Origin of the sequence: Variovorax sp. UC74_104 (assembly GCF_044055375.1) — a bacterium.
Taxonomy (GTDB): Bacteria; Pseudomonadota; Gammaproteobacteria; order Burkholderiales; family Burkholderiaceae_C; genus Variovorax.
Genome location: NZ_CP171978.1, coordinates 3,431,957 through 3,454,648, shown reverse-complemented (window position 1 = coordinate 3,454,648; position 22,692 = coordinate 3,431,957). Strand labels below are relative to the sequence as shown.

Below are 22,692 nucleotides of genomic sequence, written 5' to 3'. Positions count from 1 at the left end.
ATCAGAGCCGGTAGTCGGGCTGGGTGCGCTCCAGCATGCGCAGGAACGCAGGCCATTCGCGCGTGCCGGGCGGCAGGATGTCGCCCGCGAATTCGGTGAACTGGCGCGCGGCCAGTTCGCTCACCTCAGGCTGCGGGTACACCAGCGATTCGCCGGGCGCCACTCCGCCCTGCGCGAGCAGTTGCACCTTGGCTGCCTTCTCGAAGTAGTACATGAGGATGAAAGCCTCGGGGATGGTGCGGCCCACGGTCAGGATGCCGTGGTTGCGAAGCACCAGCGTGTGGTGCGGGCCCAGGTCGCGCACCAGCCGCTCGCGCTCGCCGGTCTCCAGCGCCACGCCCTCGTAGTCGTGGAAGGCGGTGTGGCCCTGGTAGCGCATCGCGAACTGGCTCAGCGGCGAGAGACCATTGGGCATGGCGGCGATGGCAGTGCCGGCTTCCGAGTGCGTGTGCAGCACGCACAGCGCGTCGGAGCGCCCCGCGTGGATCGCGCTGTGGATCACGAAACCGGCACGGTTGACCTCGGCGTCGGTGTCGTCCACCTTGTTGCCGTTCAGGTCGATCTTCACCAGCGAAGAGGCCGTCACTTCCGAGAACAGCAGCCCGTAGGGGTTGATGAGGAAGTGGTGCTCCGGCCCCGGCACGCGCGCGGAGATGTGGTTGTAGATCAGGTCGTCCATGCCGAAGTGCGCCACCAGCCGGTAGCAGGCGGCGAGCTGCACGCGCAGTTCGGCTTCGGTCTCGGGGTACGCCGCGGGATTCGCTTTCGTCATCATCTCCACCACACCAATTTCTGGTCGATCCACACGAGCAGACCGTAGAAGACCATGCTCGCCAGCGATGCCACGAGCACCGCCGACCACACGCTCAGCAGGTCGACCTGCTGCGTCGATTCATAGATCATTCGCCCCAGCCCCGCATAGGCACCCAGCATCTCGCCGACGATCGCAACGATCATGCTGCGCGGCACGCCGATGCGCAGGGCCGTGACCACCGAGGGCATGGCCACCGGCAGGCGCAGGCGCCAGACGATCTTCAGCTGCCCCGCCCCGAAGCTGCGCATCAGGTTGACCGCCGCGAGGTCGGCCTGCTTCAGGCCGTGCAGCGCATTCACCAGCATGGTGAAGCCGACCGCCAGCGCCACCAGCGCGATCTTCGAGGCGGCACCGAGGCCGAACCAGATCAGGAAGAGCGGCGCATAGGCCACCGTGGGCACCGCGTTCACCGCCACCGCCAGCGGCATCACGATGCGTTCGAGCGGCGGCGCCAGCAGCAGCACCACGGCCAGCATCAGCCCGAGCAGGCCGCCCAGCGCATAACCGCCGAGCGCCTCGCCCAGCGTGGCCAGCAGCGCGCCCGTCAGGCGGCCGGTGTCCGTGAAGGCGTGCTGCACGATCGTGCCCAGGCTGGGCAGCACGAAGGGCGGAATGCCGAAGAGCCATATCGCGCCCTCCCACACTGCCAGCAGCACGGCAATGCCCAGCAGCACCGGCGCTACAGGCGATGCCATCAGCTTTCGCTGCGCCACCATACGAGCCTCCTTTCCACGAAGGCGAGCAGCCCGTAGAGCAGCGCACCCATCAGCCCGCAGGCGAACATCACCACCCACAGGCGCACCACGAGGTCGGCGTTCATCGCCTCCATGAGCATCACGCCCAGGCCCACGGTCTCGCCGAACCACTCGCCCACCACCGAGCCGATCAGGCTCAGCCCGATGGCCACGCGCAGCCCGACCATCACCTGCGGCAGCGCCGACGGCACGGCCAGCTTGAAGAACATCACGAAGCGGCCGGCGCCGAAGCTCTTCATCAGCGCGATGCGCTGCGGGTCGCACGACTTCAGCCCGCGCAGCGTGTTCACAGTCACCGGGAAGAAGGTCAGGAAGAAGGCGGTCATCACCTTGGCCAGCAGCGAGTTGCCGAACCAGATGACGATGAGCGCGCCGAAGGCCACCACCGGCACCGTCTGCGACACCACGAACAGCGGGAACACCGAGCGCTCCATCCAGCGCGAATAGGTGAACACCGTGCCGCAGGCGCAGCCGAACAGCGCGCCCATCGCGAAGCCGAGCACGGTCTCCAGCAGCGTGCGGCCGAAGCCGCGCGCGAGCTGGGGCCACACCGACCATGCGTCCTGCGCGATGGCGCTGAGCGCCGGCAGGTAGCGCGGCGACGGCGCGAAGGCATGCACGCAGACCTCCCACGCCAGCGCCAGGCCGACGAAGGCCAGCGCGGGCGAGCGCACTGCGCGCTGCAGGAAATCGTTCACGAGGCGGTGCCCTCCTGCGCGAAGGTCTTGCGGCTTTCTTCCTCGATCTCCGCCAGCAGGCGTTGCTTGATGCGGATGAACTCCGGCGTCAGCACCACCGACGGGTCGCGCGGGCGCGGCAGGTCGATCACGGTCTCGCTCTTCACCGTGCCGGGGCGCGCGCTCATCACCAGCACGCGGTCGCCCAGCACGATGGCCTCGTCGATGTCGTGCGTGATGAAGAGCACGGTGCGCCGGTGGCGCGCCCAGATGTCGAGCAGCCAGTGCTGCATGCGGCTGCGCGTGAGCGCGTCCAACGCGCCGAAGGGTTCGTCGAGCAGCATCAGGTCGCGCTCGAACAGGAAGGTGCGCATCAGGGCCACGCGCTGGCGCATGCCGCCCGAGAGCTGGTGCGGGTAGTGCCCAGCGAAACCCGCCAGGCCGAACTCCGGCAGCATCGCGCGCGCCCGCTCTCGCGCCTCCTTGCGCGGCACGCCTTCCACCTCGAGCGCGAGGATGGCGTTGTCGAGCACGGTGCGCCACGGAAACAGCAAGTCGCGCTGCGGCATGAACGACACCTTGCCCAGCAGCTGGCCGTCGCGCTGCGGCGCACCGCCGAACAGCAGCGAGCCGTCGTCGTCGGGCGGCAGCAGCCCGGCGATCATGTTGAAGAGCGTCGACTTGCCGCAACCCGAGGGCCCCACGAGCGTGACGAACTCGCCCTTGGCGATGCGCAGGTTGACGCTGGACACCGCGACGGTGCGCGCCTGCGCGTCGCCGAAGCGCTTCCACACGTTGACCAGTTCGAGCATGGGCGGCGCCGTGTCGGCTGCCACCGGCGGCATCACTTCGTGAGGCATGAACTTCATGGCGCGGCGGCTCAGAACTTCTTGTCGGCCACGGGCACCTGCGTCCAGAAGCTGGGGTCGTAGGCTTTCGACAGATCCGCCGGGGCCTTCAGCGCCTTGTAGCCCACGAGCTGGGTCTGCATCTTCTCGACGGTGGGCAGGTCGATGGCGAGGATGCCATCGGTGGTGCCCTTGCCGGCCTTCACGAGCTTCTCGAACTCGTCGAGCATGGCTTCCTGGTGCGCGCGGTTGAGGCTGGGGGCCGCGGCCATGACGATGTCGATGGCTTCCTTCTTGTTCTGCAGCGCGTACTTCCAGCCCTTGATGGTGGCCGTGAGGAAGGCCTGCACCTGCTGCGGCTTCTCGTTGCGATACTTCTCGGACACGAGCACCGTGTCCTGCTGCACCACCACGCCGTAGTCGTCGGGCTTGATGAGGGTGAGCTTGTCGCCCAGGCCCTGCTCCTTCAGCGTATTGAGCTCGTTGTAGTAGGTGGCGGCGGCCACGTCGAACTGCTTCTCGACGAAGGGCGCCATGGAGCCCGACTGGGGAACGATGGTCAGGTCGCTCTGCTTCACGCCGGCCGAAGCGAGCATCGAGTACAGCGTGTACTGCGTGCCGGTGAACCAGGTCGCGACCTTCTTGCCCGCGAAATCCTTCACCTTGGTGATGCCGGAATCCTTGTAGGTCACGTAGGTGAAGGGCGTGTTCTGCACTGTCACGCCGATGCACACCAGCGGCAGGCCCTTCTCGCGGGCGAGCAGCACGGTCTCGGTGCCGCCGGCAAGGCCGAAGGTGTCGTTGCCCGAGGCGACCAGCGTCTCGACGTTCAGGTTGGGACCGCCCGGGTTGATCGTCAGGTCGAGCCCGGCCTGGTCATAGAAGCCCTTGGCCTTGGCCACGTAGAAACCGGCGAACTGCGCCTGCGCCAGCCATTTGAGGCGCAGCGAGACCTTCTCGGCGGCGGACGCGGGCATGCCCGCCAGAAGAGCCATCGACGTTGCGACGGCGGCCAGGATACGCAAGGACTTGAAAGACATTGGACGGCCTAGTGAATACAAAAAACTCTTAAAGCAGTATCCATGCCATGTTGTTTTGGCCTGTTTTTTGGCGCTGGAAGCGTGAATTGGCCCAAAACATGCACCCGAGTGCAGCTTCTGCCCCACTTCGAGCCCCTCATGAACCGAATCCATGCGCTGACCGATCTTTCCGCCCGCGAGGCTGCCGGGCTGATGTCGCGCGGCGAACTTCGAGCCGCCGACTACGCACAGGCGCTGCTGGAGCGCGCGGATGCCACCGCCCCCTACGGCGCCCTGCTCCACCTGGACCCCGAAGCCCTCCGCACCGCGGCCGCCGAACTCGATGCCGCACCTCGCCCCTCGCCGGGAACGCTGCCTCTATATGGCGTGCCGCTCGCCTTCAAGGACAACATCGACGTCGCCGGCATGCCGACCACGGCCGGCAGCCCGTGGATGGCGGACCACCGCCCGCGCATCCACGCCGGCGTGACGCAGCGGCTGCTTGACGCGGGCGCGCTGGTACTCGGCAAGACGAACCTGCACGAGTGGTCGCAGGGCGTCACCGGCCACAACCACGGCTTCGGGCCCTCGCGCAATCCGTTCGACGCCGAGCGCATCACCGGCGGCTCCAGCGGCGGCAATGCGGCGCTGCTGGGGCTGCACGCCGCGTCGGCGGCCATCGGCACCGACACGGGCGGCTCGGTGCGCGTGCCGGCCGCGTTGTGCGGCCTGGTGGGCTTCCGGCCGACCACGCACCGCTGGCCCGACGACGGGCTGGTGCCGATCTCGCCCACCTTCGACACCGCCGGCGTCATGGCGCGCTGCGTCGACGATTGCGTGCTGGTCGACCACGCGGTGGCCGGCGGCCCGCTGCAAGTGAGCCCGACACCGCTCGCGGGCGTGCGCCTCGGCGTGCCGGAAGCCTATTTCTGGGAGGAGCTCGATCCGCCCGTGGCGCAACTGGCCCGCGAGCGCCTCGAACTGCTGCGCGAGGCCGGAGCCGTTCTGGTGCCCTGCGATCTGGCCGAGGCCGGCGCGCTCTTCCGCGAAGCGTCGATGACGATCTCGCTGCACGAGATCCTGCCCGCGCTGGCTGCCTACTTCGCGCGGCACGATCGCCCCTTCGACGCACGCGCGCTCACCGACGCGGTGGTCAGCCCCGACGTGCGGCCGCTCTTCGAGCGCCTCTTCGGCGCCACGGCCATCGCGCCGGAGGCCTATGCCCACGCGCTGCACACCCTGCGCCCGCGCATGCAGGCGGCATACCGCGACTGCTTCGCCCGGCACGGGCTCGCCGCCCTCGTCTTCCCGACCAGCCCGCTGACCGCCGCGCGCATCGGCGAGGACGTGGAAGTGTCGCTGTGCGGCCGCCCCACCAGTGCGTTCGCGGCCTACATCCGCAACACGGGGCCGGCCGGCATGGCGGGCCTGCCGGCAGTGAGCCTGCCGATGGGACTCGCCTTCGACGGCCTGCCCGCGGGGCTGGAAATCACCGGCGCGGAAGGCTCCGATCCGGCGCTGCTGGCACTGGCCGTCGGCATCGAAGCCGTGCTGCCGAAGGCGCCAATCGCCCCCGCCGTGGAAAAGTTGGCAAGCCGCTGAAACCCTCGTCGCAAAAACACTACGCTCCTTCGCGCGGCAGGCCTTCACGCCATGGCACACGATCGGCGATGCTCAAGCATGCCGATTGCAAACTCACGTCCTCCGCCCTCGCGCTTCGGATGGCGCGTCGCCGCCCTCGCCTACACGGTGACGGGCGTCGTCTGCATCCTGGCTAGCGCGGTCGCGCCCGACAGCGACGTGAGCCTGCTCGTGGCCATCGCGGGTGGGCTGCCGTGGTCGCTGAGCCTGCTGACCCTCGGCCTCTCGCCCGGCGTGGCCGACACGGCGCTGCTGATGCTGGCTGCGAGCTGGTCGGCCAATGCCGCGCTGCTCTGGTGGCTGGCGCTGCGCCGGCCCAGCCGCCACGAGCCTTCTCACCCCGCCTAGCCACCCGGACTGGCATCTCCCAGGGAGCCCGAGAGCGATTCGGTGCGATCATCTCGCCCCGAAATCCTGCGCGCCGAAATGCCGCGCGCGGGGCGCCCTCAACACGAAGACCGAGACAAAGGCTTTTCCCCGATGCCCCAAGACCTGCAGCAAGTCAACGCGCCGCTGATCGGCGTTCCCGGTGGCCGCCATCTGCTCGACACCCCCGCACTGCTGATCGACCTGCCCGCGATGACGCGCAACATCGAACGCATGGCCGCCTTCGCCAAGGCACGCGGCGTGAACCTGCGGCCGCACGTGAAGACGCACAAGTCGGTCGAGATCGCGCGGCGCCAGGTGGCGGCGGGCGCCATCGGCGTGAGCTGCGTGACGATGGGCGAGGCGGAGGTGATGGTCCAGGGCGGAATTCCGGGCGTGCTCATCACCTCGCCCGCGGTCACGCCGAGCAAGATCGCAAGACTCATCAAGCTGGCGCAGCGGGCGCGCCCGGGCGACGTGATGGTGGTGGTCGACAACCCGCAGAACCTGGCCGACCTGGCACGCGCCGCGAGCGAGCTCACGCACCCGCTCGACGTGCTGGTGGACTACGGCGCCGGCTACAACCGCACCGGCTGCGCCACGCAGGCGAAGGTGCTCGAGCTGGCCGCGCTGGTGGCTGCGGAGCCGCGCCTTCGGCTGCGCGGGCTGCAGTCGTATGCGGGCAACCTGCAGCACATCGTGGCACGCGAGGAGCGCAGCGCGGCGGCAGCCGGGCTGCGCGAGACCGTGGCGGGCATCGTGGCGGCCGCAAGGCGGCAGGGCCTGAACTTCGACATCGTGACGGGCGCGGGCACAGGCACGCACGACCTCGATTCGCAGGAGAACGCCTTCACCGAACTGCAGGCGGGCTCGTACGTGTTCATGGACGCCGAGTACTCGCGCGTGCTGGCAAACGGCGACCAGCCCTCGCCCTTCGAGACCTCGCTCTTCGTACAGACGGCGGTGGTCAGCACGAACGCGGCCGACTGGGTGACCGTGGACGGCGGCACCAAGTGCTTCTCCACCGACAGCGGCGTGCCGCTGGTGGCCAAGGGCGCGGACGCCGCGAGCCGCTACGCCTTCTTCGGCGACGAGCACGGCAAGCTGATGCCGCCTCCGGGCTCGCAGGCACCGAAGCCGACGCTGGGTACCCGGGTGGAGTTCATCACTCCGCACTGCGACCCGACAGTCAACCTGCACGACGCCTATCACGTGGTCGAGGGCGGCACGCTGGTCGCCATCTGGCCGGTGGACGCGCGCGGCAGGCGATAGCAGAAGGGGCCGTCATAAGAAAACGCGAAAAGCGTATTTCACAAGCGCCGCACGGCGGGGGAAAGTCGGCAGCCTGTCCCTTTCTTCTTTCCGGGCGCCCTTCCGGGGCTGCCCCGCCTCCATGGAATCCATCCAAGCAACGACGCGGCCCGCATCGCCGGCGCCCGGCGTGCAAGCTCCCTCCTCGCAGCAGCTTGCCGCCCGCTTCCGCCCTATCTTTCAGCGCATCGCAGAAGGTGCGGCGCAGCGCGAGAACGATCGCGAGCTCGCCTACGAACCCGTGGCCTGGCTCAACGCCGAGCGCTTCGGCGCCCTGCGCGTGCCGCTCGAGCACGGCGGGCTGGGCGCATCGGTGGAGCAGCTCTACGACCTGCTCATCGAACTCGGCGAGGCCGACTCCAACCTGCCGCAGATCCTGCGCGCGCACTTCGGATTCATCGAACGGCTCTTCGCCGAGATCGACCCCGCCCTGCATGGCCCGTGGATGCGCCTGGCGGCCGAGGGGGTGATCTTCGGCAACGCCACCACCGAGCTCGGCGAAGGCCCGCTCGGGGAGCTGAAGACCACGCTGCGGCGCGACGGCGACGCCTGGCGGCTCGACGGCGACAAGTTCTACAGCACCGGCACGCTCTACGCCGACTGGATCTCGGTCTCGGCCCAGCGCCTGAACGACGACGGCAGCAGCGACCGCGTGATCGCGCTCGTGCCGGCCGAGGCGCAGGGCGTGGAGCGCGTGGACGACTGGCGCGGCTTCGGCCAGCGGCTGAGCGCATCGGGCACCACGCGCTTTCGCAACGTGCGCGTGAAGCCGGAGAACGTGCTGCTCTACGTGCGCGACCAGCCCACGCCGCTGACCGCACATTTCCAGCTCATACACCTGGCCACGCTCGCGGGCATCGCGCGCGCCATCGTGCGCGACGCGGTGGCCTTCGTGCAGCCGCGCAAGCGCATCTACAGCCACGGCAGCGGCGATACGCCGCGCGAAGACCCGCTGGTGCAGCAGGTCGTCGGCCAGCTCGCGAGTGCGGCCTTCATCGCGGCCTCGACCGTGCAGGCGGTGGCGCGCGGCCTGGGCGAGGTCGACCGCTTCCTCCAGCGCGGCGAAGCCGCGCCCGAGAGCCTGCTGTTCGAAGTGGAGCTGAACACCGCCAAGGCGCAGGCCGGCATCGTCGACGCGGTGCTGCAGGCGGGCACGCGGCTTTTCGACATCGGCGGCGCCTCGGCGCTGCAGGAAGACCGCCGGCTCGACCGGCACTGGCGTAATGCGCGCACGCTCGCCTCGCACAACCCGACCATCTACAAGGGGCGCGTGGTGGGCGAATATCTGCTCAACGGGGCGAGGCCCACTTTCTACTGGGCGGTGGGAAGCGCTTGAAGGGCTGAGACGGCGGCAGTTGCGGCGCAGGCGATCGACGCGGCGCGGCGCCGTCAGACGCGCGGAAGCGCCGCCAGGAAGGTGGACACGACGATCGCCGCGGCCCGGTCGAGCTGCAGGATGTCCGCCACGTCGAAGGCGTGCGGCGCGGTGCGTCCACTCGAACCGAGTGGCTTGCGGATCTCGACAAGGACTTCGGCCGCCAGTTCGCGGTCGCTGCGCGGCCGGCCGTCGGGGTGCATCACCCATTCATCGACTTGATCGAATGGAATGCTGCGGAAGACTCCCACTATGGGGACGTACTTGTAGCGATCCTCGCCCACCAGGATGGGCACGCTGAGGTTACAGAAAAACGTGGTCGTCGACATGCAGGATCGCCGTCGCTAGGCAAAGCCTTAAATTGTTAATGAGTGCGCTGTCTGGAGCCATCCTCCGCAGGAGTTGTCAGAGGAGGAGACGTGACCTTCTGCACACAAATTGCCTCCATCCTCATCGATTCTCGCGTCAAAACAACCACTTTATTCTTACATAAAGATACACCAAAGGGAATTTCTAATCTTTTCGGCTGTTGCGGCGCGGATTGAAGGGCCAGCCGAACGAAAGACGCAGGTGTAAACACGCCTGCGGTGAGACGGGGGATGCGAGGGTGCGCGAGAACGGTGCCCGCGGACACGGGAGTTACCCGGCCGCCCTGTTCGCTCGGCGGCGCGGATTGGTCCTAATCGGCCCTTCGGGCCGGCTGCCGGAGGGGCCTGGAGAAATCAGGCCGGCGCGCTGAAGCGCGGCGCGCGCCGTTCGATGTTGGCCTTCACGGCCTCGGTCTGGTTGGGGCTGCCGATCAGCGCCTTCTGCTCCACCGATTCGGCCAGCAGCAGTTCGGCCGCGCTCTGCGACAGCGATGCGTTCAGCAGCCGCTTGCCGGCGCGGATCGCGTCGGGGCTCTTGCCGGCGATCTCGTGCGCCATCTGCAGCGCCTCGCCCAGCGGGTCCGCGCTGACGCGAGTGGCGAAGCCCAGGCGCAGCGCCTCTTCGCCCGAGAAGATGCGACCTGTGAAGGTGAGCTCGCGCACGACGTCGCTGCGCGCGAGTTCGCGCATCAGCACCATGCCGGCCATGTCGGGCACCAGGCCCCACTTGATCTCCATCACCGACAGCTTGGTGTCGGGCGCGACGATGCGGATGTCCGCCCCCAGCGCCACCTGCAGGCCGCCCCCGAAGGCCACGCCATGCACCGCGGCGATGACGGGCACCGGCACCTCGCGCCAGACCATCGCGACCTGCTGCGCGGCGTTCGCGATGCCGTGGGTGCGCACCACCAGGTCGGCCCCGGCGGCGCCCTCGCCCAGCACGTCGGCTCCCGCGCCCTGCTGCTGCATGCGCTCGAACGAAGCCATGTCGAGCCCCGCGCAGAAGGCCTTGCCGCGGCCGAGATCACCACCGCGCGCACCGCCTTGTCGCCGCGCAGGGCCTCGCCGGCCTCGATGAGCGCATCGAACATCGCCGGGTCGAGCGCGTTCATCTTGTCGGCGCGGGCGAGTTGCAGTTCCACGACGCCGTCGGCGTGGCGGGTCCGTTCGATGCGGTCGGTCATTCGATGTCTCCTGGGCGGTTGCCGCGCCAGTATCGCCGGGCCCGGGCTCAGGCGATGATGGCGGCTGTCGCCTACACAACACCAAAGCCATGCCCCTGGACCGCCGCCACTTTCTCATTCAATCGGGTTCCGCCGCCGCCGTGGTCGCACTGTTCGGACAGGGCTGCGCCTCGACGCCAGCGCCCCCATCCGCCGGCACCGGCGAGGCGCTGGGCTTCACCGGCGTGCCGGCCTCCCTGCGCGACGGCATCGTGGTGCCGCCCGAATACGAATGGCAGTTGCTCTACCCCTGGGGCACGCCCACCGGCGTCGCGGGCCGCATGCCGCCCTTCGCACCCGACGCGAGCAACAGCGCCGACGACCAGGCCGTGCAGGCCGGCATGCACCACGACGGCATGCATTTCTTCGCGCTCGATGCCACAGGCGAACGTGGCCTGCTCGTGATGAACCACGAGTACACCGACGAGCAATTGCTCCACACCGACGGCGTGAAGGACTGGACCGCCGACAAGGTCCGCAAGTCGCTGCACGCCATGGGCGTCTCGGTGATCGAGATCCGGCGCAGCGGCCAGGGCTGGCAGCAGGTGCTGCCCTCGCCCTTCGCGCGCCGCGTGCACGGCAACACGCCGATGCGCATCTCCGGCCCCGCCGCCGGCACGCCGCTGATGCGCACCGCGGCCAATCCGGCGGGCGACGCGGTCTTCGGCACCTTCGCCAACTGCGCGATGGGCGTCACGCCGTGGGGCACCTACCTCACCTGCGAGGAGAACTTCCACGGCTATTTCGGCGGCCCGAAGGAAGCGGCCCGCAACGCCACGCCGGCCCAGCGCCGCTACGGCACGGTGGCCGGCTCGCAGTGGGTCGATTACTGGCGCTTCGACGAGCGCTTCGACCTCAGCCGCCACCCGAACGAGCCGCACCGCTTCGGCTGGGTGGTCGAGATCGACCCCTTCGACCCCACGGCCACGCCGGTCAAGCGCACCGCGCTGGGCCGCAAGCGCCAGGAGAGCGCCACCTGCACCGTCGCAAAGGACGGCCGCCTGGTGGTCTACATGGGCGACGACTCGCGCTTCGAATACATCTACAAGTTCATCAGCCGCGACAAGGTGCGCCCCGGCACCGACGCCGCCGCGCGCGCCGCCAACCGGCACCTGCTCGACGAAGGCACGCTCTACGCGGCGCGCTACGACGCCAGCGGCCGCGGCCAGTGGCTCGAACTCACGCACGGACGCAACGGCCTGGACGCGGCGAACGGCTTCGCCGACCAGGCGGAGGTGCTGATCCACGCGCGGCTGGCCGGCGATCATGTCGGCGCCACGAAGATGGACCGCCCCGAATGGATCGCCATCCATCCGCAAAGCGGCGAGGTCTACGTCACGCTCACCAACAACAGCCAGCGCGGCGACGCCGGCAAGCCCGCTCCCGATGCGGCCAACCCGCGCGCCAACAACCTCTTCGGCGGCATCCTGCGCTGGCGCGAGGACGCGGGCGATGCCGCTTCCACCGGCTTCTCGTGGGACCACTTCGCGCTCGCGGGCGACCCCGCGCAGCCCGGCAGCGGCGCGCGCTATCCCTCGGCCGGCGCCGATGCGTTCGGCGCACCCGACGGACTGCACTTCGACCGCGGCGGCCTGCTCTGGATCCAGACCGACCTGAGCGGCCAGGTCATCGGCAAGCCGCCCTACACCTCGCTGGGCAACAACCAGATGCTGTGCGCCGACCCGGCCTCGGGCCGCATCAAGCGCTTCCTCACCGGGCCCAATGGCTGCGAGATCACCGGCTGCGTGGTCACGCCCGACCGGCGCACGCTGTTCGTCAACATCCAGCACCCAGGCGAGGCGCGCGACGACGGCGACACAAAGCACAACAGCGCCTGGCCCGACGGCACGACGCCGGGCAGCGCCCGGCCGCGCTCGGCGGCGCTGGCGATACGGCGGCGCGACGGCGGTATCGTCGGCACCTGAGACAACAATCAAACAGGCGAGAAAAAGGACACCAGCATGAGCATCCGCATCGTCCGCCTCGGCACACCGCGCGCCCCCGGCGAAGGCCTTCGCGTCGGTACCGTGCGCCGTCCGCCGCGCGGCGTTCCGAAGACCGAGTTCGCCTCGCAGGACTGGTACGACGTGTGGTACCCCAACCTCGCCCCCTCCGTCGAGGCGATGAAGCAGGCACAGGAAGCACAGAAGGCGGAGTCGCCCGCGCAGTGGAACGCCTTCGTGCGCAAGTTCAAGGCCGAGATGGCCGAGCCCGATGCGAGCCGCAGCCTCGACCTGCTGGCCGCGCTGTCGCACGGCGCGTCGCTCTCGGTGGGCTGCTACTGCGAGGAGGAATCGCGCTGCCACCGCTCCGTGCTGCGCAGCCTGCTGGCGGAGCGCGGCGCGAAGATCGTCGACTGATTGACTCCGCTCAGACCATCGGCGCGCCGACGAACACCGGCAGGCGCTCGGCCTGCGTTGAATACGCGGCCAGCGCCGGGAAGTCGTTCGGCGAGATCGCGTCGGGCGTCATCAACTGCGTGAACGCCCAGGCCACGGCTGTCGAAATGCCGGCTTGCGTCATCGTCTCTTCACTGGCCGACAGCGGCTGGGCAGCGAGCTCGCCTTCGAGCGCCGAATACGCAGCGGCGAGCTGGCCCTGCACGCGGTCCATCCACGGCTGGTGCAGCTTCTCGGCCGGGCGCAGCTTGCGCTCGTACACGATCTGCACCGTCTTCTCGCAGGCCGCGAGCGCGAGCCCCGTGAGGCGCAGCTCGCGCAGCCGCCGCGCCGGGTCTGAAGGCAGCAGGCTGCGCCCACTGAGCGCCTGGGCGTAGTCGATGATGAGCGTCGAATCCATCAGCACCGAGCCGTCGTCGCAGACCAGCGTGGGCGCCTTGACCACCGGGTTGATCGCGCGGAACTGCTCGAAGGTGCTGAAGACCGAGATCGAGCGGTGTTCGAAGGGAACGCCGAGCAGGCGCAGCGAGATGGCGGTGCGCCGCACATAGGGCGAGTCGAGCATGCCGACGAGTTGCATGGAAGTTCCTCCTGGAAGACGGCCCACGATATCCGGCGCAGCGGCCGCGCCGAATGGCAAGCCATCGAAAATAGCGGCCGCAAACCGATCAACCATCGGCGGCCGTTCGCCTGCCCTCTTCCGCCCATGAACATCGACAAGAAAGACCGCCTGATCCTCGAAGCGCTCCAGACCGACGCGCGCCAGAGCCTGGCCGCCATCGGCAAGCGCATCGGCCTGTCGCAGCCGGCCATGAGCGAGAGGGTGCGCAAGCTCGAGGAGGCGGGCGTGATCGAGGGCTACGGCGCGCGCGTCAACCTGCGCGCGCTGGGCGTGGGGCTGCAGGCCATCATCCGCATCGACACCACGCATGCGGGCATCGCCAGGTACCTGAAGCTGTTCGAATCGATGCCCGAGGTGCTGAGCGCCGACCGCGTGACCGGCGAAGACTGCTTCTTCGTGCGCTGCGCGATCGCCGAGCCGGCCGACCTGGAGCGCGTGGTGGACGCGCTGGCGGTCGATGGCTCGGTGACCACGTCGCTGGTGCTGTCGAGCCCGGTGAACAAGCGGGTCACCGTGCACGCGGCCAGGCCGCCGAAGAAATAGGAAATGGACGGCAGCCCTCAGCGCTGCGCCTTGTCCTTCTGGTTCTGCGCCTCGATGCGTTCGCGCGCGGCCAGCCAGTCGGCGTCGCTCCACTGGCGCAGCTCGTAGAAGTTGCCGCCGGTGGCCAGCGCGTTGCCGCCGTCCATCATGATGCTCTGGCCGGTGAGCCAGTCGCACTGGCCCGGCGCCATCAGGAAGGAAGCCAGGTTCTGCAGCTCGCTCATGCGGCCGGTGCGCGCCATCGGGTTGTTCTGCTTGCTGCGTGCGCCGGGCTCCTCGCCGGGGTTCAGGCGCTTGCTCATGCCTTCCGTCGGAATCTCGCCGGGGCCGACGGCGTTCAGGCGAATGCCGTGGCGCGCCCATTCGACCGCCAGCGACTTGGTCATGACCTCGATGCCGGCCTTGCTCATGGCCGAGGGCACGACGTAGGGGCTGCCGTTGTCGACCCAGGTGACGATGATGCTCATCACGCTGCGGAAGGCGTCGCCCTGCTTCCACTCGCCCGACTTCGCCTGCGCCACCCAGCGCTTGCCCACAGCCTGCGTCACGTAGAAGCTGCCGTGGAACACGATGTTGGCGATGGCGTCGAAGGCGCGCGGCGAGAGGGCCTCGGTGGGCGAGACGAAGTTGCCCGCCGCGTTGTTCACCAGCCCCGTGAGGCCGCCGCTCTGGAACAGGCTCTCGACCATCTCGTCGACCTGCTGCGCGATGCGGATGTCCACGCCGAAGGTGTCGATGCGCCGCTGCGGAAACTGCTTGCGCCATTCGGCCGCCGTCTCCTCGCAGACCGACTGGCGCCGGCCGCAGATGGCCACGTCGGCGCCGAGGCTCAGGAAGCGCTCGGCCATCGCACGGCCGAGGCCGGTGCCCCCGCCGGTCACCAGGATGCGCTGGCCGCTCATGAGGGAAGTCTCGAACATGATTCGTCTCCTTGGTCGATGGGAGGCGGCACGCGCCGCCACCGGCACATGCTACGCGCGCAGCGCCCTTGCGGCTTGCGTGAGGTGGCTCCGCCCCTCGGGCGAGAATGCACGAAACGATTCTTCCGGAGACGACGACCGATGCCGAGCCCCGCCGACGATCAAGCCTTCGCACCGCTGGAGGGCGTTCGCGTCCTCAGCCTCGCGCTGAACCTGCCCGGCCCCGCCGCACTGCTGCGCTGCCGCCGGATGGGCGCCACCTGCCTGAAGCTGGAGCCGCCCGGCGGCGATCCGATGGGCCTCTACAACCGCCCCGCGTACACCGCACTGCACGACGGCATCGAGATCCGCACCCTCGACCTCAAGACCGAGGCCGGCCAGCAGCAACTGCACGCCGAGCTTGCCTCCACCGACGTGCTGCTCACCTCGTTCCGCCCCTCGGCGCTCGCCAAGCTGAAGCTCGACTGGGCCACGCTGCAGGCGCGCCACCCTTCGCTGTCGCAGGTGGCCATCGTCGGCGCGCCGGGAGAGCGGGCCGAGGAGCCGGGCCACGACCTGACCTACCTTGCCGAAAGCGGCCTCGTCACCGGCACCGAGCTGCCGCCCACCCTCTACGCCGACATGGGCGGCGCCCTGCTCGCGAGCGAGGCGGTGCTCAAGGCCATGCTGCTGCGCTCGCGAAAGGCTGGCGGCGTGTACCTGGAAGTGGCGCTGAACGCGTCGGCCGACTGGCTCGCCCTGCCCCGCACCTGGGGCCTGACGCAGCCTTCGGGCGCGGTCGGCGGCGCGCATGCGGGCTATCGCGTATACACCTGCGCCGACGGCCGCGTGGCGGTGGCGGCGCTGGAGCCGCATTTCGCGAAGCGGCTGTGCGAAGCCGCGCAGATCGCCTCGCACGACATGCTGGCGCCGGCCACGCGCGAGGCGCTGGCGGCCTGGCTGCTGACGCGCACGCGCGCCGAACTCGATGCGATGAGCCGCGAGCGCGACGTGCCGCTGCTCACGCTGGCTGACTAGGACTCAGCGAGCGGGACCGTCGCGCTGCCGGTCTTCTCGCTTGAGCGCGAGGTAGGTGTCCAGATCGATCTCGTGCAGCTGACGCGGGTACTGCTCGGCGGCCGCGAACCAGCGCCGCTGGCGGCGCTCGGCCTGGTCCGGCCCCGGCGCCGAGAGGTAGGCGTCGAGCGTCAGGAAGTAGCGCATCGCGTTGCGCTCCACCAGCCCCCGCAGGCCGCGGATGTAGTCGGGCTGGCCCTCGGGCGTCTTGCCGACCACGGTGAAGCCCACCTTGTCGCTGCCGAAGGTCGCCAGATAGGCCATGGTGCCCAGGCGCACCATGGTGTTGTGGTCGTAGCTGTAGCTGAAGTGCAGGAAGCTCTTGCGCTCGTCGAGCGCCACGGCCTCGAGCGTCACGCGGTAGTTGCTGGTGCCCAGCGGGCCGCTTTCGGCGGAAAGCTCCACCAGCAGGTGATCGGGCGAGCTGCTGCTGACCCGGTAGACGAAAGGCAGTTCGAAGGCCTGATCGATCGGCTTGTCGTAGCGGCGCACCACGTAGAGCGTGAGCATCTCGCGCCCCTGCGGGCCGCTGGCGACGCTGCAGCGCCGGTTGTTGACGTGCAGGGTCAGCACCTCGCACCAGTGGGCGGAGCCCTTGAGCGCGGCGCCGATTTCAGCGAGCGGATGCTCGACCACGGCATGGACGTCGCCCTGGAGGCCGTCGGCCGTCTCCATGGAATCGAGCTGCACGGGCCGGCCGAAGCTGCTGCGGTTCAGCTTGTCGCTCAGGCGCTGGTGGGTGGCCCGCAACGCCTCGGCGGAGGAGTTCTCCGTCGGGGCCGCGAACGAAGACCGCATCGGGCAGGCTACGAACAGCAGCAGCGCCGCCACAGCCAGAGTGCGTGTCCATGGAGCCGGCGGGTGGGGCGAACTGCTCATGGGCCACACCATACAACGGACCGCCCCGCCCTCGCCTTCAGTCGGACAGCGCGGGCTTGCTGCGCCGCACCAACAGCAGCATCGCGCCGGCCAGCAGCAGGGCCCCGGCCCACTGGCGCGGGGTCAGCGCCTGCGAGAACAGCGCCGCGGCCAGCAACGCAGCCACCAGCGGCTCGATCAGCGTGCCGACCACCGCCGCCGTGGGCGACAGCCGCCGCGCGCCCCAGGCAAAGGCCAGGTAAGCCACCGAGGTCGTCACCACGCCCGTGTAGCCCACGCCCAGCCACTGCGCGCCGCCGGACGGCCAGGTGATGCCCGAGGGCAGCGCGACGGCCAGCATGCACAGCGCCGCCACCGTCATCCCCCAGGCCGAGGCCGTGACCGCCGGCACCCGCGCAGGCATGCGCGCGTTGCCCAGTACCACCATCGCGTAGCAGAAGGCAGAGCCCAGCGACCAGGCCACGCCGGCCGCATGCCCCGGCGCCAGCGGGCCCCATCCTCCCGCGGGCATCACCAGCAGAAGCACGCCCGCCAGCGCGAGCAGCAGGCCCGTGACAAGCCTCGGGCCGAGACGCTCGTAGCCGCGCAGCACCGACACCAGCGCGACGATCACCGGCGCACAGCAGATCGAGATGACAGTCGGCAGCGCCGCCCCCAGGTGCACGATGCCGGCGAACCAGCAGCTCACGTTGAGCGCCATCGCAGCGCCCGTGGCCAGCATCTGCAACCGCTCGCGGCCACCGAGATCGGCCCATCCGGCCCCTGGCATCGCGGGCGCCCTCCAGTGCAGCCACCACAGCAGCGGCAGCCCCAGGGCGAACCGCGCCAGCGACAGGCTTTGCGGCGCGATGCCGCCATCGATCAGGAATTGCGCCACCAGCGCACCACCGCCCCACAGGGCGCCCGCCAGCAGCACGCCGCCCCAGGCCAGGGCGGCAGACGTTCTTGCGTTCATTGATGAAAGTTCTTTCTCCATGACGCCCGCCATGGCCGATCGCTTCAGGACCGGGGTTCAGGCAGCGGGCGTGACCATCCGAGCCGCCGGCCGGCCCGAGGGGCATGGCTGGCGGCAATCGCTTGGGTCTGAGCGCGAGGCGCGCTTCAGCAGCGGACGGCGGACGGGGGAGAAAGAAGATGGCGGGCCATGTCGCGTATCTTATGCGCCCAAGACTTTTTCGAGGAACAGCACATGCCACTCGTGCGAATCGATCTTTCCAGCGACGCCGCCGAAACCCTGGGTCCAGCCATCGGCGACCTGGTCTACCAGGCCATGCGCGACACCATCAACGTGCCGGAGCACGACAAGTTCCAGGTCATCACGCGGCACGCCCCGCACGAGCTGGTGCATCCGGCGAGCTACCTCGGCGTGGCGTATTCGCCGGGCTTCGTGCTGATCCAGATCACGCTGAACCAGGGGCGCACCACCGACATGAAGAAGGCTTTCTACAGGCGCGTGGCCGACGACCTGCACGGCCGGCTGGGCATCCGGCGCGAGGACGTGTTCATCAACCTCGTCGAGGTGGCAAAGGAGAACTGGTCCTTCGGCAACGGCGAGATGCAGTACGCATAGCGGCGAGAATCCCGCCGATGAAACGCCAGGGCACGCTCGTTCGATGGGAGAAGGACCGGGGCTTCGGCTTCATCCGCTGTCCCGAAATCTCCGCCGATGTGTTCGTGCATCTGCGCGACTTCGCAGACCGCGGTACCACGCCGCAGGTCGGCATGCGGCTGGACTTCGATGAGATCCACGTGGGCGGCAAGGGGCCGCGCGCAGTGGCGGTTCGAGCGGCGGGCGCTCCGCAGCAGCGTCCGCAAGGGCGCGTGAAGCAGCAGCAGCGCCGCCCTGCCCCTTCTTCTTCAGCTTCTTCTTCACCTTCGTCATCACTGCCGATGGCGCTGCTGCTCGTCGGCTACGCGGCGCTGCTTGGCTACGGCGTATGGACCGGCCGGATCCCGCCGATCGCCCTTGGCGTGTTGCTGCTGCTGAGCCTGTCGGCGCTCTTCATCTATGGCGTCGACAAGAGCGCGGCCCAGGCAGGCCGGTGGCGCACTGCGGAAAGCACCCTGCACCTGCTCTCGCTGGCCGGCGGCTGGCCGGGCGCGTGGATCGCGCAGCGGCTGTTCCGCCACAAGGTGAGCAAGAAGAGCTTCATGGCCGTCTACTGGGCCACGGTGCTGGCGCACGTGGCGGCTGTCGGCGCCTGGGTGGGCAGGTTCGTGCCGGCCCTTTGACGGAGTCCGAAGCCGCTCAGCGCGGCTTGCGGATGCTGCCGCGCACCGGGCCCGCGGGTTTGCGCCCAGCGGAACCCGTGCCCGAACCGTTGTCGCGCGGCGGCAGGCCGGTGTGCTGCGTGAGGATGCGGCCCTTGGAGGGCTTCACCGGTGCCAGCTTGACCGGCGCGGCCTTGGCAGTGGCCGGAGCCACCGTCGAGTTCTTGCGCCGCGCGCTGGTGTAGCCGCCGTCGGTCAGCGGCTGCCACGTCGGAATGAGGTGGTGCTTGCCGTTGCCGATCAGGTCGGCGCGGCCCATGCTCTTGAGGGCCTCGCGCAGCAGCGGCCAGTTGTTGGCGTCGTGGTAGCGCAGGAAAGCCTTGTGCAGGCGGCGGCGCTTGTCGCCGCGCACGATGTCCACCGTCTCGCTCTCGCGCGTGATCTTGCGCAGCGGGTTGCGGTTGGAGTGGTACATCGCGGTGGCGGTGGCCATCGGGCTCGGGTAGAAAGTCTGCACCTGGTCGGCGCGGAAGCCGTTCTTCTTGAGCCAGATCGCGAGGTTCATCATGTCCTCGTCGCTGGTGCCCGGATGCGCGGCGATGAAGTACGGAATGAGGTACTGCTTCTTGCCAGCCTCGGCCGAGTACTTCTCGAACATCTGCTTGAACTTGTCGTAGCTGCCGATGCCGGGCTTCATCATCTTGGTGAGCGGGCCCTGCTCGGTGTGCTCGGGCGCGATCTTGAGATAGCCGCCGACGTGGTGCTGCACCAGTTCCTTCACGTACTCGGGCGACTGCACGGCCAGGTCGTAGCGCAGGCCGGAGCCGATCAGGATCTTCTTGATGCCCTTGAGCGCGCGCGCCCGGCGGTAGATCTTGATGAGCGGGTCGTGGCTGGTGCTGAGGTTCTGGCAGATGCCCGGGTACACGCAGCTGGGCTTGCGGCAGGCGGCCTCGATCTCGGGCGACTTGCAGCCGATGCGGTACATGTTGGCCGTGGGGCCGCCGAGGTCGGAGATGGTGCCGGTGAAGCCTTTCACCGAATCGCGGATGGCCTCGACCTCCTTGATGATCGAGTCTTCGGAGCGGCTCTGGATGATGCGGCCCTCGTGCTCGGTGATGGAGCAGAAGGTGCAGCCGCCGAAGCAGCCGCGCATGATGTTCACGCTGAAGCGGATCATTTCCCACGCGGGGATTTTGGTCGCGCCGTCGTGGCTGCCGTTCTCGTCGGCGTAGCGCGGATGCGGGCTGCGCGCGTACGGCAGGTCGAAGACGTGGTCCATCTCGGCCGTGGTGAGGGGAATGGGCGGCGGGTTGATCCACACGTCGCGCGCCGTGGTGCCCTCGCCGTGCGCCTGCACCAGGGCGCGGGCGTTGCCGGGGTTGGTTTCCAGGTGCAGCACGCGGTTGGCGTGCGCGTAGAGCACCGGGTCGCTGCGCACCTGCTCGTACGACGGCAGGCGGATCACCGAGCGCTCGCGCGGCGGCACCTTGGTCTTGCCCTTGCCCTGCAGCGCGGGGTTGGGCACGAAGTTCAGCGGCTTGATGGCGGGGTTGACCACGGAACCGGCAGCCGAGCCGGCAGCCTCGGCCGCCTTCGCGACGGCCTCTGCCTCGTCTTCCTTGGCGCAGGTGGCGCCGTTGGCCTTGGCCTGGTCGGACACCATGAGGTACGGGTTGACGTGCGCCTCGACGCGGCCGGGCTCGTCGACGCTGGTGGAGTCGATCTCGAACCAGCCTTCGGGCGTCTCGCGGCGAACGAAGGCGGTGCCGCGCACGTCGGTGATCTGCTGCACCGGCTCCTTGGCCGCCAGACGGTGCGCGATCTCGACGATGGCGCGCTCGGCGTTGCCGTACAGCAGCAGGTCGCACTTGGAGTCGACCACGACGGAGCGGCGCACCTTGTCCGACCAGTAGTCGTAGTGGGCGATGCGGCGCAGCGAGCCTTCGATGCCGCCGAGGATGATCGGCACGTCGTTCCAGGCTTCCTTGCAGCGCTGCGAATACACGATGGCCGCGCGGTCGGGGCGAGCGCCGCCGACGTCGCCGGGGGTGTAGGCATCGTCGCTGCGGATCTTCCGGTCGGCCGTGTAGCGGTTGATCATCGAATCCATGTTGCCGGCGGTGACGCCGAAGAACAGGTTCGGCTTGCCCAGCGCCATGAAGGGCTCGGCGCTCTGCCAGTCGGGCTGCGCGATGATGCCCACGCGAAAGCCCTGCGCCTCCAGCATGCGGCCGATGACCGACATGCCGAAGCTGGGATGGTCGACGTAGGCGTCGCCCGTGACGACGATGATGTCGCAGCTGTCCCAGCCGAGCGCTTCCATCTCCTTGCGCGAGGTCGGCAGGAATTTCGCCGTGCCGAAACGGGCCGCCCAGTACTTGCGGTAGCTGGTCAGCGGCTTGGCGGCACGCGCGAAAAAGGAGACGTCGACGGGAGCGTTCATCGGTGGGAGTTGACAGCGCCGCGGAGCGCCGTTGTGGGCAACCCTCGATTTTAGGGTTTTCCACCATGCCTGTCGCCCCGACCGAGGTGTGACCGGACTTTCCCGAAGGACTCATGCCGGGCCAATTTGATTGCCAAAGTCAAACAACTTAATGACAATGGCAACCATGTCCACGACTTCGCTTCCCATCGATACCGCCGCCGTCAAGGCGATCCGCCAATTCAACCGCTTCTACACCCGCCGCATCGGCGCCCTCGATCCCTACCTGGGCAGCGCGATGTCGCTGACCGACGTGCGCGTTCTCTACGAGCTGGCGCACCGCGAGGTACCCGTTGCGAGCGAGATCGGGCGCGACCTCGGGTTCGACGCCGGCTACCTCAGCCGCATCCTGCGCCGCTTCGAGAACGAAGGCTGGCTGGTGCGCGAGCCCCATCCGCGCGACGCACGCCAGAGCGTGCTGCGCCTGACCGAGGCGGGCCATGCCGCTTTCGCGCCGCTGCAGCAGAAGTCGCGCGAAGAGGCGGCCGCCCTGCTCGCCTCGCTGGCGCCCGCCCAGCGCCAGCAGCTGGTGCACGCCATGGGCACGGTGCAGTCGCTGCTCGATCCCCAGGCGCCGCCGGAGCGGCCTCAAGCCGCCATCCTGCGCGAGCCCGGCCCCGGCGACATCGGCTGGGTGGTGCAGCAGCACGGCGAGATCTACGCGCGAGAGTACGGCTGGAACAGCACCTTCGAGGCGCTCGTCGCGAACATCGCAGGCGAGTTCCTGCTCAAGTTCCAGCCCGAATGGGAGCGCTGCTGGATCGCCGAGCTCAACGGCGAACGGGTCGGCTCGATCTTCGTGGTGCGCAAGTCGGCCACGGTGGCGCAGTTGCGCCTGTTGATCCTCACGCCCGGCGCGCGCGGGCTGGGGCTGGGCGGCAAGCTGGTGGACGAATGCATCGCCTTCGCACGCCTGAAGGGCTACCGCAAGATGGTGCTGTGGACCAACAGCTGCCTGACGGCCGCCCGCGGCATCTACGCCAGCCGCGGCTTCGAGCTCACGGCTTCGGAGCCGCACGAGGGATACGGCACGCCGCTGGTGGGCGAGACCTGGGAATTGAAGCTGTAGCAGGCCCTGCCTGACTGGCCCCTTCCCCCTCTGGGGGAAGGTTGGGATGGGGGCAGGCAGAGCTTTCGATGGATACGCCGCGTGCCCCCACCCCGGCCCTCCCCCAGAGGG

The 22,692-nt window shown here is 69.0% G+C and carries 22 protein-coding genes and 1 pseudogene; 11 read left to right on the top strand and 12 right to left on the bottom strand.

The features are described 5' to 3' along the window. Position 1 precedes the first annotated feature (1 nt). The 5 genes from ACHMXA_RS16120 to ACHMXA_RS16100 are packed head-to-tail and all read right to left on the bottom strand — an operon-like array spanning position 2 to position 4,134. Complete coding sequence (locus ACHMXA_RS16120; RefSeq protein WP_395315778.1) at positions 2-772, bottom strand: class II aldolase/adducin family protein; 771 nt, start codon at positions 770-772, stop codon at positions 2-4. Beyond that, entirely contained in the window at positions 772-1,509 is a 738-nt protein-coding gene (locus ACHMXA_RS16115; protein ID WP_395315777.1) for an ABC transporter permease, read from the bottom strand. Before ACHMXA_RS16115 ends, ACHMXA_RS16120 begins: the two co-directional genes overlap by 1 nt. Then, a complete protein-coding gene (locus ACHMXA_RS16110; RefSeq protein ID WP_395315776.1) occupies positions 1,509-2,267 on the bottom strand; it encodes an ABC transporter permease in 759 nt (252 codons plus the stop codon). The genes ACHMXA_RS16115 and ACHMXA_RS16110 overlap by 1 nt, the downstream gene beginning before the upstream one ends. Continuing rightward, positions 2,264-3,115, bottom strand: coding sequence for an ABC transporter ATP-binding protein (locus ACHMXA_RS16105; RefSeq protein ID WP_395315775.1), 852 nt, complete (start codon positions 3,113-3,115; stop codon positions 2,264-2,266). The genes ACHMXA_RS16110 and ACHMXA_RS16105 overlap by 4 nt, the downstream gene beginning before the upstream one ends. Positions 3,116-3,126: 11 nt before the next feature. Next, a complete protein-coding gene (locus ACHMXA_RS16100) occupies positions 3,127-4,134 on the bottom strand; it encodes an ABC transporter substrate-binding protein (RefSeq protein ID WP_019658670.1) in 1,008 nt (335 codons plus the stop codon). 138 nt (positions 4,135-4,272) lie between these two features. Between ACHMXA_RS16100 and ACHMXA_RS16095 the strand changes: the two genes are divergently transcribed. The 4 genes from ACHMXA_RS16095 (at position 4,273) to ACHMXA_RS16080 (ending at position 8,767) form a co-directional block, all read left to right on the top strand. After that, positions 4,273-5,715, top strand: coding sequence for an amidase family protein (locus tag ACHMXA_RS16095; protein WP_395315774.1), 1,443 nt, complete (start codon positions 4,273-4,275; stop codon positions 5,713-5,715). 78 nt (positions 5,716-5,793) lie between these two features. Beyond that, positions 5,794-6,102 (top strand): hypothetical protein, encoded by a 309-nt coding sequence (locus tag ACHMXA_RS16090; protein WP_176668887.1) that lies wholly within the window; start codon positions 5,794-5,796, stop codon positions 6,100-6,102. 132 nt (positions 6,103-6,234) lie between these two features. Beyond that, the gene (locus ACHMXA_RS16085) at positions 6,235-7,392 is read left to right on the top strand and encodes a DSD1 family PLP-dependent enzyme (RefSeq protein WP_395315773.1); all 1,158 of its coding nucleotides are present in this window, start codon (positions 6,235-6,237) and stop codon (positions 7,390-7,392) included. Positions 7,393-7,513: 121 nt separating this feature from the next. After that, complete coding sequence (locus tag ACHMXA_RS16080) at positions 7,514-8,767, top strand: acyl-CoA dehydrogenase family protein (protein WP_395315772.1); 1,254 nt, start codon at positions 7,514-7,516, stop codon at positions 8,765-8,767. A 53-nt stretch (positions 8,768-8,820) separates the two neighbouring features. On the opposite strand, the gene ACHMXA_RS16075 is transcribed toward ACHMXA_RS16080, so the two are convergent. Together ACHMXA_RS16075 and ACHMXA_RS16070 are read right to left on the bottom strand one after the other, a co-directional pair. After that, positions 8,821-9,135, bottom strand: coding sequence for a hypothetical protein (locus tag ACHMXA_RS16075; RefSeq protein ID WP_019653070.1), 315 nt, complete (start codon positions 9,133-9,135; stop codon positions 8,821-8,823). 393 nt (positions 9,136-9,528) lie between these two features. Beyond that, a pseudogene (locus tag ACHMXA_RS16070) lies at positions 9,529-10,358 on the bottom strand (crotonase/enoyl-CoA hydratase family protein). Between the two features lie 89 nt (positions 10,359-10,447). On the opposite strand from ACHMXA_RS16070, the gene ACHMXA_RS16065 reads away from it, so the two are divergent. Then, positions 10,448-12,322 carry a PhoX family protein gene (locus ACHMXA_RS16065; RefSeq protein ID WP_395315771.1) on the top strand — a complete coding sequence of 625 codons (1,875 nt, stop codon included), beginning with the start codon at positions 10,448-10,450 and terminating at the stop codon, positions 12,320-12,322. 36 nt (positions 12,323-12,358) lie between these two features. Then, positions 12,359-12,757 carry a DUF488 domain-containing protein gene (locus ACHMXA_RS16060; RefSeq protein WP_395315770.1) on the top strand — a complete coding sequence of 133 codons (399 nt, stop codon included), beginning with the start codon at positions 12,359-12,361 and terminating at the stop codon, positions 12,755-12,757. A gap of 10 nt (positions 12,758-12,767) precedes the next feature. On the opposite strand, the gene ACHMXA_RS16055 is transcribed toward ACHMXA_RS16060, so the two are convergent. Beyond that, entirely contained in the window at positions 12,768-13,376 is a 609-nt protein-coding gene (locus tag ACHMXA_RS16055; RefSeq protein ID WP_395315769.1) for a glutathione S-transferase, read from the bottom strand. Between the two features lie 126 nt (positions 13,377-13,502). Between ACHMXA_RS16055 and ACHMXA_RS16050 the strand changes: the two genes are divergently transcribed. Then, complete coding sequence (locus ACHMXA_RS16050) at positions 13,503-13,961, top strand: Lrp/AsnC family transcriptional regulator (RefSeq protein WP_176668894.1); 459 nt, start codon at positions 13,503-13,505, stop codon at positions 13,959-13,961. Between the two features lie 17 nt (positions 13,962-13,978). Here the strand turns inward: ACHMXA_RS16050 and ACHMXA_RS16045 are convergent, their stop codons facing one another. Beyond that, entirely contained in the window at positions 13,979-14,881 is a 903-nt protein-coding gene (locus tag ACHMXA_RS16045) for an SDR family oxidoreductase (RefSeq protein WP_176668895.1), read from the bottom strand. A 141-nt stretch (positions 14,882-15,022) separates the two neighbouring features. On the opposite strand from ACHMXA_RS16045, the gene ACHMXA_RS16040 reads away from it, so the two are divergent. Beyond that, complete coding sequence (locus ACHMXA_RS16040) at positions 15,023-15,898, top strand: CoA transferase (protein ID WP_395315768.1); 876 nt, start codon at positions 15,023-15,025, stop codon at positions 15,896-15,898. 3 nt (positions 15,899-15,901) lie between these two features. On the opposite strand, the gene ACHMXA_RS16035 is transcribed toward ACHMXA_RS16040, so the two are convergent. Both ACHMXA_RS16035 and ACHMXA_RS16030 read right to left on the bottom strand, forming a co-directional pair. Then, positions 15,902-16,816, bottom strand: coding sequence for a hypothetical protein (locus tag ACHMXA_RS16035; RefSeq protein ID WP_395315767.1), 915 nt, complete (start codon positions 16,814-16,816; stop codon positions 15,902-15,904). A gap of 37 nt (positions 16,817-16,853) precedes the next feature. After that, a complete protein-coding gene (locus ACHMXA_RS16030) occupies positions 16,854-17,771 on the bottom strand; it encodes a DMT family transporter (protein WP_395315766.1) in 918 nt (305 codons plus the stop codon). 234 nt (positions 17,772-18,005) lie between these two features. Between ACHMXA_RS16030 and ACHMXA_RS16025 the strand changes: the two genes are divergently transcribed. Both ACHMXA_RS16025 and ACHMXA_RS16020 read left to right on the top strand, forming a co-directional pair. Next, the gene (locus ACHMXA_RS16025; protein ID WP_395315765.1) at positions 18,006-18,386 is read left to right on the top strand and encodes a tautomerase family protein; all 381 of its coding nucleotides are present in this window, start codon (positions 18,006-18,008) and stop codon (positions 18,384-18,386) included. A 17-nt stretch (positions 18,387-18,403) separates the two neighbouring features. Further along, positions 18,404-19,048 (top strand): DUF1294 domain-containing protein, encoded by a 645-nt coding sequence (locus tag ACHMXA_RS16020; RefSeq protein WP_395315764.1) that lies wholly within the window; start codon positions 18,404-18,406, stop codon positions 19,046-19,048. Positions 19,049-19,064: 16 nt separating this feature from the next. Here ACHMXA_RS16020 and ACHMXA_RS16015 read toward each other — a convergent pair whose 3' ends face one another. Then, positions 19,065-21,473 carry a YgiQ family radical SAM protein gene (locus tag ACHMXA_RS16015; protein WP_395315763.1) on the bottom strand — a complete coding sequence of 803 codons (2,409 nt, stop codon included), beginning with the start codon at positions 21,471-21,473 and terminating at the stop codon, positions 19,065-19,067. 157 nt (positions 21,474-21,630) lie between these two features. Here ACHMXA_RS16015 and ACHMXA_RS16010 point away from each other — a divergent pair, with 157 nt between their 5' ends. Continuing rightward, positions 21,631-22,581 carry a GNAT family N-acetyltransferase gene (locus tag ACHMXA_RS16010; RefSeq protein ID WP_395315762.1) on the top strand — a complete coding sequence of 317 codons (951 nt, stop codon included), beginning with the start codon at positions 21,631-21,633 and terminating at the stop codon, positions 22,579-22,581. Positions 22,582-22,692: the final 111 nt, after the last annotated feature.

Excerpts from the sequence above, each read along its gene's own strand:
- ACHMXA_RS16120 (WP_395315778.1), bottom strand. The coding sequence starts at position 772 with ATGACGAAAGCGAATCCCGCGGCGTACCCCGAGACCGAAGCCGAACTG.
- ACHMXA_RS16115 (WP_395315777.1), bottom strand. The coding sequence starts at position 1,509 with ATGGCATCGCCTGTAGCGCCGGTGCTGCTGGGCATTGCCGTGCTGCTG.
- ACHMXA_RS16105 (WP_395315775.1), bottom strand. The coding sequence starts at position 3,115 with ATGAAGTTCATGCCTCACGAAGTGATGCCGCCGGTGGCAGCCGACACG.
- ACHMXA_RS16100 (WP_019658670.1), bottom strand. The coding sequence starts at position 4,134 with ATGTCTTTCAAGTCCTTGCGTATCCTGGCCGCCGTCGCAACGTCGATG.
- ACHMXA_RS16095 (WP_395315774.1), top strand. The coding sequence starts at position 4,273 with ATGAACCGAATCCATGCGCTGACCGATCTTTCCGCCCGCGAGGCTGCC.
- ACHMXA_RS16090 (WP_176668887.1), top strand. The coding sequence starts at position 5,794 with ATGCCGATTGCAAACTCACGTCCTCCGCCCTCGCGCTTCGGATGGCGC.
- ACHMXA_RS16085 (WP_395315773.1), top strand. The coding sequence starts at position 6,235 with ATGCCCCAAGACCTGCAGCAAGTCAACGCGCCGCTGATCGGCGTTCCC.
- ACHMXA_RS16080 (WP_395315772.1), top strand. The coding sequence starts at position 7,514 with ATGGAATCCATCCAAGCAACGACGCGGCCCGCATCGCCGGCGCCCGGC.
- ACHMXA_RS16075 (WP_019653070.1), bottom strand. The coding sequence starts at position 9,135 with ATGTCGACGACCACGTTTTTCTGTAACCTCAGCGTGCCCATCCTGGTG.
- ACHMXA_RS16065 (WP_395315771.1), top strand. The coding sequence starts at position 10,448 with ATGCCCCTGGACCGCCGCCACTTTCTCATTCAATCGGGTTCCGCCGCC.
- ACHMXA_RS16060 (WP_395315770.1), top strand. The coding sequence starts at position 12,359 with ATGAGCATCCGCATCGTCCGCCTCGGCACACCGCGCGCCCCCGGCGAA.
- ACHMXA_RS16055 (WP_395315769.1), bottom strand. The coding sequence starts at position 13,376 with ATGCAACTCGTCGGCATGCTCGACTCGCCCTATGTGCGGCGCACCGCC.
- ACHMXA_RS16050 (WP_176668894.1), top strand. The coding sequence starts at position 13,503 with ATGAACATCGACAAGAAAGACCGCCTGATCCTCGAAGCGCTCCAGACC.
- ACHMXA_RS16045 (WP_176668895.1), bottom strand. The coding sequence starts at position 14,881 with ATGTTCGAGACTTCCCTCATGAGCGGCCAGCGCATCCTGGTGACCGGC.
- ACHMXA_RS16040 (WP_395315768.1), top strand. The coding sequence starts at position 15,023 with ATGCCGAGCCCCGCCGACGATCAAGCCTTCGCACCGCTGGAGGGCGTT.
- ACHMXA_RS16035 (WP_395315767.1), bottom strand. The coding sequence starts at position 16,816 with ATGAGCAGTTCGCCCCACCCGCCGGCTCCATGGACACGCACTCTGGCT.
- ACHMXA_RS16030 (WP_395315766.1), bottom strand. The coding sequence starts at position 17,771 with ATGAACGCAAGAACGTCTGCCGCCCTGGCCTGGGGCGGCGTGCTGCTG.
- ACHMXA_RS16025 (WP_395315765.1), top strand. The coding sequence starts at position 18,006 with ATGCCACTCGTGCGAATCGATCTTTCCAGCGACGCCGCCGAAACCCTG.
- ACHMXA_RS16020 (WP_395315764.1), top strand. The coding sequence starts at position 18,404 with ATGAAACGCCAGGGCACGCTCGTTCGATGGGAGAAGGACCGGGGCTTC.
- ACHMXA_RS16015 (WP_395315763.1), bottom strand. The coding sequence starts at position 21,473 with ATGAACGCTCCCGTCGACGTCTCCTTTTTCGCGCGTGCCGCCAAGCCG.
- ACHMXA_RS16010 (WP_395315762.1), top strand. The coding sequence starts at position 21,631 with ATGGCAACCATGTCCACGACTTCGCTTCCCATCGATACCGCCGCCGTC.